The organism is Cellulosimicrobium cellulans, assembly GCF_007679345.1.
In the GTDB taxonomy this organism is placed as follows: domain Bacteria; phylum Actinomycetota; class Actinomycetes; order Actinomycetales; family Cellulomonadaceae; genus Cellulomonas; species Cellulomonas cellulans_A.
Genome location: NZ_VEGH01000006.1, coordinates 224273 through 237468, shown reverse-complemented (window position 1 = coordinate 237468; position 13196 = coordinate 224273). Strand labels below are relative to the sequence as shown.

Here is a 13196-nt window from a genome sequence, read left to right as displayed (position 1 = left end):
GCGGGCGGTACGCCGACGCTCCCACCCTGGGGACGACATGCCTCGGGCGGGCCTGTGGAGGACTCGGCACCTGCGGGAGCACGCGCCCGGGACGCCTGGCGGCCGCAAGGATCCGATCGCACCGACTCGCCGGGGTGTGTCCGTCCGCTTGGATCCACTCCGGCAGCTGCGCGGGCGCGCGGGGCGGACGCGCAACCGCCCACGAGCCCTGCACGCTGCGCGGGCGGCCCCCGGGCGCCGTCAGGACACCGGGCCGGGCTGAGGACCTCGGGGTCGGACGAGGACCGGCGTCAGGATGCCGTGGGCGCCGCCGGCTCCGGGTCCTGGTGGTCCTCCTCGGGTGCCGGCGGGTCGGCGGTCCAGGCCGCGGCCAGGAGGACGATGCGGGCGATGAGGTTGATCCAGATCAGCAGGGTCACGATCACCGCGAACGACGCCAGGATCGCGTTCCGGTCCGCGGAGCCCGCGACGACCGAGGTGCCCAGCACCCGCACGACCCCGAGCCCGACCGCGGCCACGAGCATCCCCTGCCGCAGGTCCGGCCACGCCGGGTGCTGCGCCGCGAGGACCCGCACGATCAGCACGAAGGTCCCGGCGTCGACGACGAACGCCACGAGGATGCCCGCGCCGCGCAGGACCAGCGAGCCGACCGTCGAGCCGTCGAGCCCGAGGGCGCTGAGCGCCCAGTCGGCGGCGGTCGTGGTCGCGATGCTGAGCAGCGCGGAGACGAGGATCGCGAGGCCGATGCCGGCGAACCCGCCGAGCTCGCGCAGCTTGCCCGTGACGGCGTTGCCGCCGGCCCGCTCGGCGGCGAACATCGCCCGCACCGCGGTGCGCAGGGCCGCCATGGCGGAGATCGCGCTGACCAGCAGCACCACGAACGCGATCAGCCCCGCGATGCCGACACCGGTGCTCAGCTGGAGCGAGTCCGGGTCGATCACCCCCGTCTTGTCGTCGCTGCTGGTCTTGATCAACCCCGGCAGGTTGGCGTCGATCGTGTCGAGGACGGTCTGCCGCAGGGCCTCGTTGTTGCCGAGGACGGCCATGAACACGGAGTAGCCGATGGTGAGCCCCGCGAACACCGAGAAGATCGTCGCGTAGGCGATGCCGCCCGTCAGGACGCCGCCGCCCGCCTCGCCGAACCGGGCGTTGGCCCGCGCCGCCCGGGTGCGCTGCCACCAGGCGAGGACGGCCTTGCCGCGCGCGACCAGCCCGGCGAACCCGCCCGGGTACACCCGGGCACCGACGTCGTGCCGGTTGCCGGCGGCGACGTCCTCCGCGCTCGCGGCGGCGGCGTGCGCCCGCCCGGCGCCCTGCGGTTCGGCCGGGACTCCCATGCCGACGACCCTAGGGAGCGCGCGCTCGCTCGGCATCCCGAGCGGGGCGTCGCCGCCGGTCACGGCCGCGCACGCACCGTCGACGAGCGCCCCGAGCACCCACCGGCGCGCCGCCCGGCACCGGTGTCAGCCGCCGAGCGGGAACGCCCCGATCGTCCGCCACACGCCGTCGTCCCCGTGCTCGTACACGTGGATCTCCGTCACGTCGAACCGGGCCTCGAAGTCGGCCATGTCGGCGAAGGCCCGGTCGAGCGCCTCGTCCGGCACCTCGTGGGCGATGGTGACGTGCGGGTGGTAGTGGAACCGCAGCTCCTGGTCCAGCACGCCCGACCGGACGGCGACCTCCAGCAGCTCGCACGAGGCGATGCCCTCGACCACCTGGACGAACACCACGGGCGACACCGGCCGGAACGTCGCGGTGCCCCGCAGGTGCACGGTGAACGGCGCGTGCTGCGAGGCGACCGCGCGCAGGTGCTCCTCCGCGTCCCGCAGGGAGGCGGTCGGCAGCACGGTCGGGCCGAGCAGCGTGATGTGCGGGCGGATCAGGTGGGCGGCCGGGTCGCCGACGCGGGCCCGCGCCTCCTGGAGCTCGGCGGCGTAGGGCTCCGGGACGGAGACCGCGACGCCGATCCGGAGCTCGTCGCCGAACGGCCCGGTGGGGTTCATGCGGTCCGGCGGCGCGGCAGCAGCCCGAAGCGGTCCGCGACCCGGTCGAGGGTGCCGCGCGCGATCGCCCGGGCACGCTCGGCGCCGTCCTCGAGGACCGCGTCCAGGGACGCCGGGTCCGCCAGGTAGCCGTTCACCCGCTCCTGGAACGGCGCGAGGAACTCCACGACGACGTCCGCGAGGTCGACCTTGAGGTGGCCGTAGCCCTTGCCCTCGTAGTCGGCGACGATCGACTCGACCTCGCGGCCGGTCAGCGCCGAGTAGATCGTCAGCAGGTTGGCGATGCCGGGCTGGTTCTCCCGGTCGAACCGGATCTCCGAGCCCGTGTCGGTGACCGCCGACCGGATCCGCTTGGCGACGGTCTTGGGCGGGTCGAGCAGCTCGATGATGCCGTTCGGGCTCGACGCGGACTTGCTCATCTTCGCGGTCGGGTCCTGCAGGTCGTAGATCTTCGCGGTGGCCTTGACGATGTGCGCGTCGGGCACGACCGCGGTCCCGTCGCCGAACCGCTTGTTCAGCCGCTCGGCCAGGTCGCGGGTCAGCTCGAGGTGCTGGCGCTGGTCCTCGCCGACCGGCACGAGCGCCGTGTCGTACAGCAGGATGTCCGCCGCCATGAGGATCGGGTAGGTGAACAGCCCGACGGTGGTGCCCTCGGCGCCGTGCTTGGCCGACTTGTCCTTGAACTGCGTCATCCGGCCGGCCTCGCCGAAGCCGGTCTGGCAGGACAGCAGCCAGGCGAGCTCGGCGTGCTCCGCGACGTGCGACTGCACGAACAGGATGGAGCGCTCCGGGTCCACGCCGGCGGCGAGGTACTGCGCCGCGGTCCGCCGGGTGCGCTCGCGCAGCGCCGCGGGGTCCGGCGCCACCGTCAGGGCGTGCAGGTCCACGACGCAGTAGAGGGCGTCGTAGGACTCCTGCAGCGCGACCCACTGGGTCAGCGCCCCCAGGTAGTTGCCGAGGTGGAGGGAGTCGGAGGTGGGCTGCATCCCGGAGAAGATGCGAGGGGAGCCGGAGACCATGGGTCCATTCTGACGGTCGGGGGCGGGTGGCCCGTGCAGGAGGGGGACGGGGGGCGGGACGCCGGAGGGCTCAGGTGGCCTCGTCGTCGAACGGGGCGGGCGCGTCCGGCGGCAGCGGCGTCGTCGCCGGCGCGGCGCGCGTGGCGTGGGCCGCGGTCCCGGCGGCGGCCGCCGCGGCGGCGGTGCGCGCCCCGGCGGGCGTGGGCTCGGGGTCGAGCAGGGCGTCGCGGACGATCCGGCGCGGGTCGTACTTGCGCGGGTCGAGCGCGGCCCAGTCGATGTCCTTGACCTCGTCGCCCAGCTCCTCGTCCACCCGCTGCCGGGCGTCCGCGAGGAAGTGCCGGGCCTGCTTGGTCAACCGGGCCAACTGCTCGGCGTACCCGGGGAGCCGGGTGGGTCCGATGACGATCACGGCCACGACCAGGATCACGAGGAGCTCGCCGCCGTTGATCCCGAACACGCGCCCCAGGCTACCGTCCGGGACGCCCCCCACCTAGCGGTCGCGCGACCACGTCCGGGTCACCCCTGGGCGGACTCGTCGAGGACGACGCGCACGTCCCGCTCGGCGCCGTCGGCCGCGCGCACCCGGAGGGTCACGGCGTCCCCGGGCGTCCGGGCGCGGATCGCGACCACCAGCTCGTCCGAGGCGGTGACCGGCCGGCCGTCGATCGCGAGGATGACGTCGCCGGCCCGGATGCCCGCGCGCTCCGCCGGGCCGCCGGGGGTGACGGGCTGCTGCCCGCCCTGCGGCTCGGCCGAGACCTGCACGCCCTCCCCCGTGTACGACCCGTCGAGCAGCACGCCGATCACCGGGTAGGTCGCGACACCGGTCTCGATCAGCTGCTCGGCGGTGCGCCGCGCCTGGTTGGACGGGATGGCGAACCCGAGGCCGATGCTGCCGCCGCTGGTGGCCGAGGCGCCCGGCGGCTGGGCGATCGCGGAGTTGATCCCGACCACCTCGCCGGCGGCGTTCACCAGCGGGCCGCCGGAGTTGCCGGGGTTGATCGCGGCGTCGGTCTGGATCGCGTTGATGAAGGCCGTGTCCTCGGCGCCCTCGCCCGCGGCGACGGGCCGGTTGAGGGCGCTGACGATGCCCGTGGTGACGGTGCCCGCCAGACCCAGCGGCGCGCCGATCGCGACCACCGGGTCGCCGACCTGCACCTCGTCCGAGTCGCCGAGCACCAGCGGGGTCAGGCCCTCGGCCTCGACCTTCACGACCGCGAGGTCGTAGTCGGACGTGCTGCCGACGATCGTCCCGGGCAGCTGCGACCCGTCCGCGAGCAGCACGACGATCGACGAGCCCGCGCCGGCCGCGCTCGCGACGACGTGGTGGTTGGTGAGGATGTAGCCGTCCTGCCGGAGGACGAGCCCGGACCCGGTCGACCCCCCGGAGGCGGACGACACCTCGATGGACACGACGGACGGCAGCACCGCGGCGGCGATGCCGGCGACGCTGTCGGGCGCGCGGTCGCCCGCTCCGGAGCCCACGGCGGCGGGCAGGCCGGCGTCCGCCAGGTGCGCGTCGTCGCGGTCGAACCGGGCGCCGACGACGCCGCCGAGCAGTCCCGCGCCGAACGCCGCCACGACGAGCCCGGCGACCACGCCGAGCGGCAGCCGGCGGGAACGGCCGCGCCGACGGCTCCGGGCCGGGACGCCGAGGTCGGGCATCGGGGGCGGCAGGACGCCGGGGGGCAGGAGCGCGGGCGCGGGGGCGGCGGCCGGGTCCGTCGGCAGCGGGGTCGGCGGCAGGGTCCCGGCGGGGGCGCCGGGGGCGGGGTACGGCGACGCCGCGGGGCCGGCCGGGCGGCCGGGGGCGGTGGGGGCGCCCCAGGGGGACGGCGAGCCCCACCCGGACGGCGCCGGCGGCTGCGGTGCGCCGGCCGGGAACGGGCGCGGGGCCGCGTAGGGGTCGGCGGGCCGCGGGGCCGCGTAGGGATCGGCGGGGCGCCGGCCGGCGGGGCCCGGAGCCCCGGTGGGCGCGGGACCCGACGCCACGGGACCCGACGCCACCGGACCGGCGCCCACGGCGTCGGACGTCGCGGCGCCGTGCCCGGCCACGGTCCCCGAGGGCGCCCCCCACGCGGGCGGGGGCGTCCAGCCGCGCGGCGCGGCCGGCGGCGGGGCGAACGGGTCGGCGCCCGCGGGCCGGTGCCCCGCCCGGTCCTGCGGCGCGTCCTGCGGGGCGTCCTGGGTCGCGTCCGCCGGTCGGCCCCCGGCGTGCTCCTCGGGCGCGGTCACGGCAGGTGCACCGCGGTCGCGAAGGTGTCCCACCCGCGGGTCAGCCGGGCGCCGAGGCCCGCGTCGAACTCGCCCTCGGGGAACTGCGCGACCACGGCGGCGGCGCCGGGACCGGTGCGCGACGACACGACCTCGACGACGGTGTCCCCCGACTGCCACGCGGCGTGCCAGGGCTCGGCGGACAGCAGGTAGACGGTGCGGCCCTCGACGTCGATCGGCTCCGCGGCGGTGAGCGCCGACACGTCGAGCCGGCCGTGCTGCTCGGTGACGACGACGTCCCCGGTCGGCCCGGACAGGTCCACCTCGAGCGTGCCGCCGTCGTCGCGCAGGTGCACGGCGGTCACCGCCCAGCCGGCGGGGACCTGCTCGGGGCAGGTCCAGCCCTCGGCGCGCATCCAGTCGAGGTAGTCCTGGGTCGTCGCGCCCGCGGCGGGCGCGGCGCCCTCCGACCCCGTGGCGACCACCGGCAGCGCTGCGGGACCGGCGTCGCCGAGCAGCGACAGCGCCTCGGTGGACTCGGTCAGCGGGGCGACGGTCGGGCGGTCGCCCAGCAGGAACAGCCCGACCGCGACGACGCCGAGGCCGGTGATCGACCCCACCGCCGCCCGCAGGCCGCGGCGGGTCGCACCGGGGCCGGTCGACGCGGGGGCGCTGCCGACGACCGGGCGGTCGCCGAGCAGCCGCCGGGAGCCGAGCACCGAGCCGCCCAGCACGGAGTGGCCGCCGAGCACGGACCGCCCGCCGAGGACGCCCTCGCCGAACGGACCGCGCCCGCCGAGCAGCCCCGTGAGGCCGGACGCGGTCGACGTCGGCGAGCCGGTGAACGCCGCCGCGCCGCGCACGGCGGACGGCGGCACGAACGGGTCCATCGGCCGGACGCCGCCCGGACGCGGGGCACCGTCGGCGCCCGGGGGCACGGGCGCGCCGCCCAGGGCGAGCAGCCGGGCCGTGAGGTCGCCGGCGGGCCGGACGTCGTCGCAGGCCGACAGCACGCGCCGGGCGGCGCGCGCCGCGGCGAGGTCGGCCGCGCACCGGGCGCAGCCGGCGACGTGCGCCAGGGCGCGCTCCGCGGCGGCGGGGGCGAGCTGGCCGTCGACCAGCGCGCTCACGCGGTCGCCGAGGTGGGCGCTCACCTCGCGCCCGCCGGTGCCGTCGCCTCGGCGGGGTCGCCCGCGGGCTCCGCCGCCACCGCGCGCGTGGCCGAGGGCGCCCGGTGCTCGAGCGCCACCCGCAGCCGCGCGCGGGCGCGGTGGATGCGCGAGCGCACCGTGCCGAGCTTGATGCCCAGGGTCACCGCGATCTCCTCGTACGACAGCCCCTCGATGTCGCAGAGCACGACGGCCGCCCGGTACTCCGGGGGCAGCTCGTCGAGCGCGCGCTGCACGTCGACGTCGAGGTTCTCGTGCTCGAAGGCGCGCTCGGGGCCGGCCCCGGTCGCCGGGTAGCGGTCGCCGTCCTCCCCCATCGCGTCCATGCGGATGCGCTGGCGGCGCCGGGCGCCGTCGAGGAACAGGTTGGTCGTGATCCGGTGCAGCCAGCCCTCGAACGTCCCGGGGGTGTACGTCGACAGCGACCGGAAGACGCGGACGAACACCTCCTGCGTGAGGTCCTCGGCGTCGTGCCGGTTGCCGGTCAGCCGGTAGGCGAGGCGGTACACGCGCGCGGAGTGCTCCCGGACGATCGCCTCCCAGGTCGGGGGCTGCCAGTCCGGGTCGGGCAACGAGGTCGCCATCCACGTCCTTCTGCTCGGGGGCCGCGGGTGCGGCGCGGAGTCCCAGGGACCCAGTGTCCCAGGGCACGGGGCCCGGTGCGAACCGGGTCCACCCCTCCTCCCCCACAACGCGCACACTCCCCGCGCGGTTCCTGCGCGCCCGGGTGAGGTCGCGGGGCGCCGCGGGCCGCGGGACGGCCGCGCGCACTAGGCTGGCCTGCGCCGGCGCCACGTCCGCGCACCGCCCGCCGCACCCGGCGCGCACCACCCCCGACCAGGAGGACACCATCGCCACCGACAAGGCCGCGAGCTGGGTCTACGCCGAGGGCTTCGTCCCCGAGGACGACACCCTGCTGCGCGCGCGGGACCGCGCCGGCGAGCTCGGCTGCACGCCCGTGCAGCCCGGCACGGGCGCCGCGCTCACCGTGCTGGCCGCGGCCTCCCGGGCGCGCGCCGTGGTCGAGGTCGGCACCGGCGCGGGCGTCAGCGGGCTGCACCTGCTGCGCGGGATGCCGTCGGACGGGGTGCTCACCACCATCGACGTCGAGGTGGAGCACCAGCGGGCGGCCAAGCAGGCGTTCACGGAGGAGGGCGTCCGCGCGGCGCGAACCCGCACCATCTCCGGGCGGGCGCTGGACGTGCTGCCGCGGCTGACCGACGGGGCGTACGACCTGGTGTTCGTGGACGCCGACGTCGAGAGCTACCCCGCGTACGTCGAGCGCGCCGTGCGCCTGCTGCGGCCGGGCGGCGTGCTGGCCGTCGACGACGCGCTGTGGCACGACCGGGTCGCCGACCCGGCCCGGCGCGACGAGGCGACCACCCTGGTGCGCGAGACGGGCCGGCTGGTCCGCGAGGACGACCGGCTGATGCCGGCGATGCTGCCCGTCGGCGACGGCCTGCTGGTGGCCGTCCGCCGCTGACACCCGCGCCGTGCACGACGACGGCCGCCCACCAGCGAGGGTGGGCGGCCGTCGTCGTCCCCCGCCGTGCGGGTCCGGGTCGGGCTCAGCGCAGCGCGGCGAGCCAGCGCAGCAGCAGGCGCGCGCCGAACCCGGTCGCGCCCTCGGTGACCTCGTGCCGGTCCGCCGTCGACCGTGCGGGCCCGGCGATGTCGAGGTGCGCCCACGTCCGGGCGCCCACGAACTCGCGCAGGAACAGCGCGGCCGTGATCGAGCCACCGCCGTACTTCGCGTCCTGCGGGACGTGCCGCAGGTCGGCGACGGTGGACCGCACCGCGTCGACGTAGTCCTCGACCAGCGGCATCGACCAGACCGGCTCGCCGGACTCGGCCCCGGCCGCCTCGAGCGCGGCGGTGAGCCGGGGGTCGGTGGCGTAGAGCGCCCCGTGCTGCTTGCCGAGACCCAGGCTGGCCGCGCCGGTGAGCGTCGCGACGTCCACGAGCACGTCCGGGTCGAGCGTCGCGTCGGCCCAGGCCAGCGCGTCGCCGAGCACGAGGCGGCCCTCGGCGTCGGTGTTGGCGATCTCGACCGTGCGGCCGCCCCACATCCGGAGCACGTCGCCCGGACGGTACGACGAGGCGCCGACGTGGTTCTCCGCGAGCGGCAGCACCGCGGTCACCCGGTGCGGCACCTCGGCGGCGGCCGCCCCGAGCACGGTCGCGAGGGCGACCGCCGCGCCGGCCATGTCGGTCTTCATCGGCACCATCGCCTCGCGCGGCTTGATGGACAGGCCGCCCGTGTCGTAGGTGATCCCCTTGCCGACGACCACGACGTGCTGGCGCCGACGACCCGCGGTGCCGGCCGGGCCCGCCGGGTCGTAGGACACGGTGACCAGCCGGGGCGGCGACGCCGAGCCGGCGCCGACCGCGAGGATGCCGCCGAAGCCCTGGGCCTCGAGCTCGCGCGGGCCGAGCACCTCGACCCGCAGGCCGGCCGCGCGCGCCAGGTCGGACGCGCGGTCGGCGACCCAGGCCGGGTCCTTGGTGCTGGACGGGGTGTTGGCGAGGTCGCGCACCAGCCAGGTGGCGGTCGCGCCGCGCACGGCCTCGTCGAGCGCGGCCTGCACCCGGACGCCCTCACGGCCGACGACGACCAGGTGCTCGGCCGGCGCCTCGGCCGGCGACGCGGGCGCGCCGATCCGCTGCACGCGGTAGGCGGCCAGCAGGTAGCCCTCCGCGAACGCGCGGACCGCGCGCGGGCCGTCGGCGCCGGGCTCGGTGGCGACGGTCGTGAGCACGCGGCGCAGGCCGCGGGTGGCGCGCGCCAGGGCGGCGCCGGCCCGCCGGAGCTGGTCCGGGGTGCCGTCGCCGACGCCGACCAGCACGAGCCGGCGCGGCAGACCCGCCCAGGGCAGGTCGCCGCCGGCGCTGCCGACGGGGCGCGGGAGCAGCAGCGTCCACGCCTCGCCGGCGGCGCCGGTCAGGCCGGCCCGCTCCGCGAGCTCGGCCAGGTCGATGCCGTAGCGCGCCGCCGCGTCCGCGGTGCCGCGCCTCGGCTGGAGGTCGGTGTCGTCCGGCGCCGCGGGGGCGACCGGGACGGCCACCGCGTCGACGTCGGCCTCGAGCAGCAGCTCCGAGGTCGCCAGCGAGCCGGCCGCGAGGCCGATCGCCGGGACCGCGCGGCCGATGCGCACCGCGGGCGGGGTCAGGGAACGAGCCACGTCGGAAGCAGGTCCCGCGTGGTCAGGAGACGACGGAGGTCAGGGCCTCGCCGAGCTCCTGCGCCTCGGTCGCGTTGAGCTCGACGACGAGTCGGCCACCGCCCTCGAGCGGGACCCGCATGACGATGCCGCGGCCCTCCTTGGTCACCTCGAGCGGACCGTCACCAGTCCTCGGCTTCATCGCGGCCATGCGGGGCTCTCCTTCGCGTCGTCAGCTGGGCGTCCGGGCGCCCGGTACCGCCGCGTCCGCGGGGGGCGGGACGGGCGGACGCGGGCCTCCGGCTCCCGGATGTCCAACCCGCAGTCTAGTTCACCGGGGCGACAAGGCGGGGCCGTCCTCGCGCGCCGGGTGCGTCAAGCCGCTCGTCAGGCCCCTGCGGCCGGGTCGCGGCGTCCCGGCGGAGCGCCCGCGGAGCCCCGACGGCACCCCGCGGACGGGGGCGGTGGCGACGGGTCACGGCGGCCAGCCGGACGGCGGCACGAACCGCCAGATGTGCCAGATCCACACCACCTGGAGCACGAGCATGAGGACCACCACGGCGCCGGTCCACGCCCAGCGGGCCGCGCGCGGCCGGGTCACCACGCCCGCGGTCGCGGCGCCGAGCGGGAACGCCAGGAGCAGGAACCGGGCCAGGCTGCTGCCCGGCTCGACCGCCGCCGCGAGGTACAGCAGGTACGCGGCCGACCAGGCGTGCAGCTCCCTGCCGAGGCGCCACGCCGACGGCGTGACCAGGCACGCGACCACGAACGCGGCCGCCGCGAGCACCACGAGGGGCGCCGCGTCGCCGAACCAGAACGCCGGCACGTACGACCACCCGGCGAACGGCGCGGTCGTGGCGGCGCCGCGCCAGGCCTCCTGGGTCTGCAGGTAGGCGTCGGGCACGCCGGTGACCCAGCCGCAGATCGCGAGCCACGCGACGCCCGAGACCACGGCGGCGACCCCCACGGCCGCGATGCCCGCGAGGTCCCGGCCGCGCGGTCGCTCCCCGGCCGCCCGCCACTCCCGCCACCGCACCAGCGCGTGCACGGCGACCACGACGGCCATCGGCAGCGCGACGGCGCGGGTGAACCCGAGCGCGAGCACCGCGGCGCACGCCCAGCCGTACCGCCGGGTGACGACGGCGAGCAGCGACGCGGCGACCAGCAGTAGCGCCAGCGACTCGGTGTACCCGACCTGCAGCACCACCGACGTCGGGAAGACGCTCACCAGCAGCACCGTCGCCAGCGGCAGGCCCGGGCGGGCGGCGACCGCGCGCGGCGCCCCGCGCACCACGACGCGGTGCACCAGCAGCACCGCCCCGGCTCCCGCGAGCAACGACACGGTCGGGGCCACGACGGCCCAGGACCCGCCGGTCACGGTCATCACCGCGCGGACCAGGAACGGGTAGAGCGGGAAGAACGCCCACGCGTTCTGCTGCACCAGGCCGTCGGCGCCCACGGGGAGCTCCGCGGGGTAGCCGCCCTCGGCGATCGTGCGGTACCAGGTCGCGTCCCACATCAGGCCCGTGTAGTCCGCGTACCCGGGGGACGCGCCGGTCCAGCCGCTCGCCACCTGCCGGGTGGCGACGACCAGCAGCACGACGGCGGAGAAGGCGCGGGCCGCGGCGTACACCGCGAGCGCCTGCACCCACCACGGCCAGGTGCGCGGGTCGAGGGCGCGGCGGCCGGGGGCCGGGGCGCGGGTCGCGCTCCCGGTGCCCGGCGCGCGCCACCCGGGCGACCGCGGCTCCGGCGACCCGGACGGGACCGGCCCGGGAGCCCCGGACCCGGCGGTCACGCCAGGCCCCGGACGGCGCGCGCCGGCGGGGCGTCCCCGCGCAGCGCCGCGACCATGTCCACGGTCCGCCGGGTGGCCCGCACGTCGTGCGCGCGGAACACGCGGGCCCCGAGCCAGGCGGCCAGCGACGTCGCGGCGAGGGTGCCCTCCAGCCGGTCCTCCGGGGGCAGGTCGAGCGTCTCCCCCACGAAGTCCTTCCGGGACAGGGCGACGAGCACCGGGTGCCCGAGCGCGGTGAGCGCGGCGGTGCGCCGGACCAGGTGCAGCGAGTGCCAGGTGCTCTTGCCGAAGTCGTGCGTCGGGTCGACGAGCACGCTCGCCGGGTGCACCCCGAGGTCCACGGCCCGCGCGGCGGCGGCGCGCAGCGTCGCGAGCACGTCGAGCAGCACCCCGTCCCGCGGGTCGGCGCCGGCGGGCGCGTCGGGCGGCAGCGGGTACGACACCCGCAGCGGGTCCGTGCGCGGCGGGAGCCCGCCGGTGTGCGAGCAGACCACGCCCAGCCCGCGCCCGGCGGCGACCTCCACCAGCGCGGGGTCGTGCCCGGCCCAGGTGTCGTTGAGCAGGTCGGCGCCGGCGTCCGCCGCGGCCCGCGCGACCTCGGCGCGCCACGTGTCCACGCTGACCAGCAGGTCCGGGTGCCGGCGCCGGACGCGCTCGACGAGCGGCACGACCCGGGCGATCTCCTCGGCGACGTCGACCGCGGGCCCGCGGCCGGCGCGCACCCCGCCGAGGTCGACCAGGTCGGCGCCCTCCTCCTCGGCGCGCGCCACCGCCGCGTCGGCGCCGGCGTCGTCGTGCCGAGCGGCGGCGTAGAACGAGTCCGGCGTGCGGTTCACCACCGCCATGACGACCGGGTGGTCCGGGCCGAACCAGCGGCCGCGCAGCAGCAGCGGCGCACCGGGGGCCGGGACGCCGCCCGCGGGCGGAACGACCGGCGGCGGTGCGGCGGGTCCGGCGTCGGCTCCGGGCTCGGGCTCAGCGCCCACCCGGGGCGTCCTCCGCCTCGTCGGCCACCTCCGCCTCGGCCTCCTCCTGCGCCCGCTCCGCCGCCGCGGCCGCCGCGCGCTCGGCGGCGCGCAGCTCCGCCCCGCGGTCGCGCACGATGCGCACCGCCTCCTCCGGGCCGTCGACCAGCCGGATCAGCTCCAGGTCCGCCTCGCGGATCATGCCGCGGTCCAGGACCGGGCCGCGCAGCCAGTCGAGCAGTCCCTGCCAGTAGTCGGTGCCCACCAGCACGATCGGGAACTCGGTGACCTTGTGCGTCTGGACGAGGGTCAGGGCCTCGAACAGCTCGTCGAAGGTGCCGAACCCGCCGGGCAGCACGATGAAGCCCTCGGCGTACTTCACGAACATCGTCTTGCGGGCGAAGAAGTACCGGAAGTTGACCCCGAGGTCGACCCACGGGTTCATGCCCTGCTCGAACGGCAGCTCGATGCCGAGGCCGACCGACAGGCCGCCCGCCTCGGAGGCGCCCTTGTTCGCCGCGGACATGATGCCGGGGCCGCCGCCGGTGATCACCGCGTAGCCGGCCTCGGCCAGCAGCCGGCCGACCTCCTCGCCCAGCGCGAAGTCCGGGTGCTCGGGCAGCGTGCGGGCGGAGCCGAACACGCTGACGGCCGGGCCGAGCTCGGCGAGCGCGCCGAAGCCCTCGACGAACTCGCTCTGGATCCGCATCACGCGCCACGGGTCGCCGTGCAGCCAGTCGGCGCCGTCGCCGCCGGACAGCAGGCGCTGGTCGGACGTGGTGGTGGGGATCTGCCCGCGCCGCAGCAGCACGGGGCCCTTGCGGTAGCCCGAACCCGGCACGGGAACGCCGTCGTCGCTCATGG

The 13196-nt window shown here is 77.5% G+C and carries 13 protein-coding genes; 1 reads left to right on the top strand and 12 read right to left on the bottom strand.

What is annotated here, in order from left to right:
* Window positions 1–290: 290 nt before the first annotated feature.
* The 7 genes from FS882_RS10290 to sigE form a co-directional block, all read right to left on the bottom strand.
* Window positions 291–1337 carry a YihY/virulence factor BrkB family protein gene (locus FS882_RS10290; RefSeq protein ID WP_158372955.1) on the bottom strand — a complete coding sequence of 349 codons (1047 nt, stop codon included), beginning with the start codon at window positions 1335–1337 and terminating at the stop codon, window positions 291–293.
* A gap of 126 nt (window positions 1338–1463) precedes the next feature.
* Window positions 1464–2003 (bottom strand): 2'-5' RNA ligase family protein, encoded by a 540-nt coding sequence (locus tag FS882_RS10285; RefSeq protein ID WP_158372954.1) that lies wholly within the window; start codon window positions 2001–2003, stop codon window positions 1464–1466.
* Complete coding sequence (gene trpS, locus FS882_RS10280) at window positions 2000–3022, bottom strand: tryptophan--tRNA ligase (RefSeq protein WP_158372953.1); 1023 nt, start codon at window positions 3020–3022, stop codon at window positions 2000–2002. Before trpS ends, FS882_RS10285 begins: the two co-directional genes overlap by 4 nt.
* Window positions 3023–3092: 70 nt before the next feature.
* Entirely contained in the window at window positions 3093–3482 is a 390-nt protein-coding gene (locus tag FS882_RS10275; protein ID WP_158372952.1) for a twin-arginine translocase TatA/TatE family subunit, read from the bottom strand.
* Window positions 3483–3541: 59 nt separating this feature from the next.
* The gene (locus FS882_RS10270) at window positions 3542–5260 is read right to left on the bottom strand and encodes a trypsin-like peptidase domain-containing protein (RefSeq protein WP_262348202.1); all 1719 of its coding nucleotides are present in this window, start codon (window positions 5258–5260) and stop codon (window positions 3542–3544) included.
* Window positions 5257–6393, bottom strand: a complete 1137-nt coding sequence (locus tag FS882_RS10265; protein ID WP_158372951.1) for a zf-HC2 domain-containing protein — start codon at window positions 6391–6393, stop codon at window positions 5257–5259. The genes FS882_RS10270 and FS882_RS10265 overlap by 4 nt, the downstream gene beginning before the upstream one ends.
* Complete coding sequence (gene sigE / locus FS882_RS10260) at window positions 6390–6992, bottom strand: RNA polymerase sigma factor SigE (protein ID WP_158372950.1); 603 nt, start codon at window positions 6990–6992, stop codon at window positions 6390–6392. Before sigE ends, FS882_RS10265 begins: the two co-directional genes overlap by 4 nt.
* A 266-nt stretch (window positions 6993–7258) precedes the next feature.
* Here sigE and FS882_RS10255 point away from each other — a divergent pair, with 266 nt between their 5' ends.
* Window positions 7259–7891, top strand: a complete 633-nt coding sequence (locus tag FS882_RS10255) for an O-methyltransferase (RefSeq protein ID WP_158373039.1) — start codon at window positions 7259–7261, stop codon at window positions 7889–7891.
* Window positions 7892–7976: 85 nt separating this feature from the next.
* Here FS882_RS10255 and FS882_RS10250 read toward each other — a convergent pair whose 3' ends face one another.
* The 5 genes from FS882_RS10250 to FS882_RS10230 form a co-directional block, all read right to left on the bottom strand.
* On the bottom strand, window positions 7977–9590 hold the full coding sequence (locus FS882_RS10250; protein ID WP_262348201.1) for a leucyl aminopeptidase family protein: 1614 nt from the start codon (window positions 9588–9590) through the stop codon (window positions 7977–7979).
* Window positions 9591–9612: 22 nt separating this feature from the next.
* Window positions 9613–9780: a DUF3117 domain-containing protein gene (locus FS882_RS10245; protein ID WP_082812748.1), complete on the bottom strand. Its 168-nt coding sequence runs from the start codon at window positions 9778–9780 to the stop codon at window positions 9613–9615.
* A gap of 264 nt (window positions 9781–10044) precedes the next feature.
* The gene (locus tag FS882_RS10240) at window positions 10045–11367 is read right to left on the bottom strand and encodes a hypothetical protein (protein WP_187365249.1); all 1323 of its coding nucleotides are present in this window, start codon (window positions 11365–11367) and stop codon (window positions 10045–10047) included.
* Window positions 11364–12353 carry a dihydropteroate synthase gene (gene folP / locus FS882_RS10235; RefSeq protein WP_158372949.1) on the bottom strand — a complete coding sequence of 330 codons (990 nt, stop codon included), beginning with the start codon at window positions 12351–12353 and terminating at the stop codon, window positions 11364–11366. Before folP ends, FS882_RS10240 begins: the two co-directional genes overlap by 4 nt.
* Window positions 12343–13194, bottom strand: a complete 852-nt coding sequence (locus tag FS882_RS10230; RefSeq protein ID WP_158372948.1) for a TIGR00730 family Rossman fold protein — start codon at window positions 13192–13194, stop codon at window positions 12343–12345. The genes folP and FS882_RS10230 overlap by 11 nt, the downstream gene beginning before the upstream one ends.
* Window positions 13195–13196: the final 2 nt, after the last annotated feature.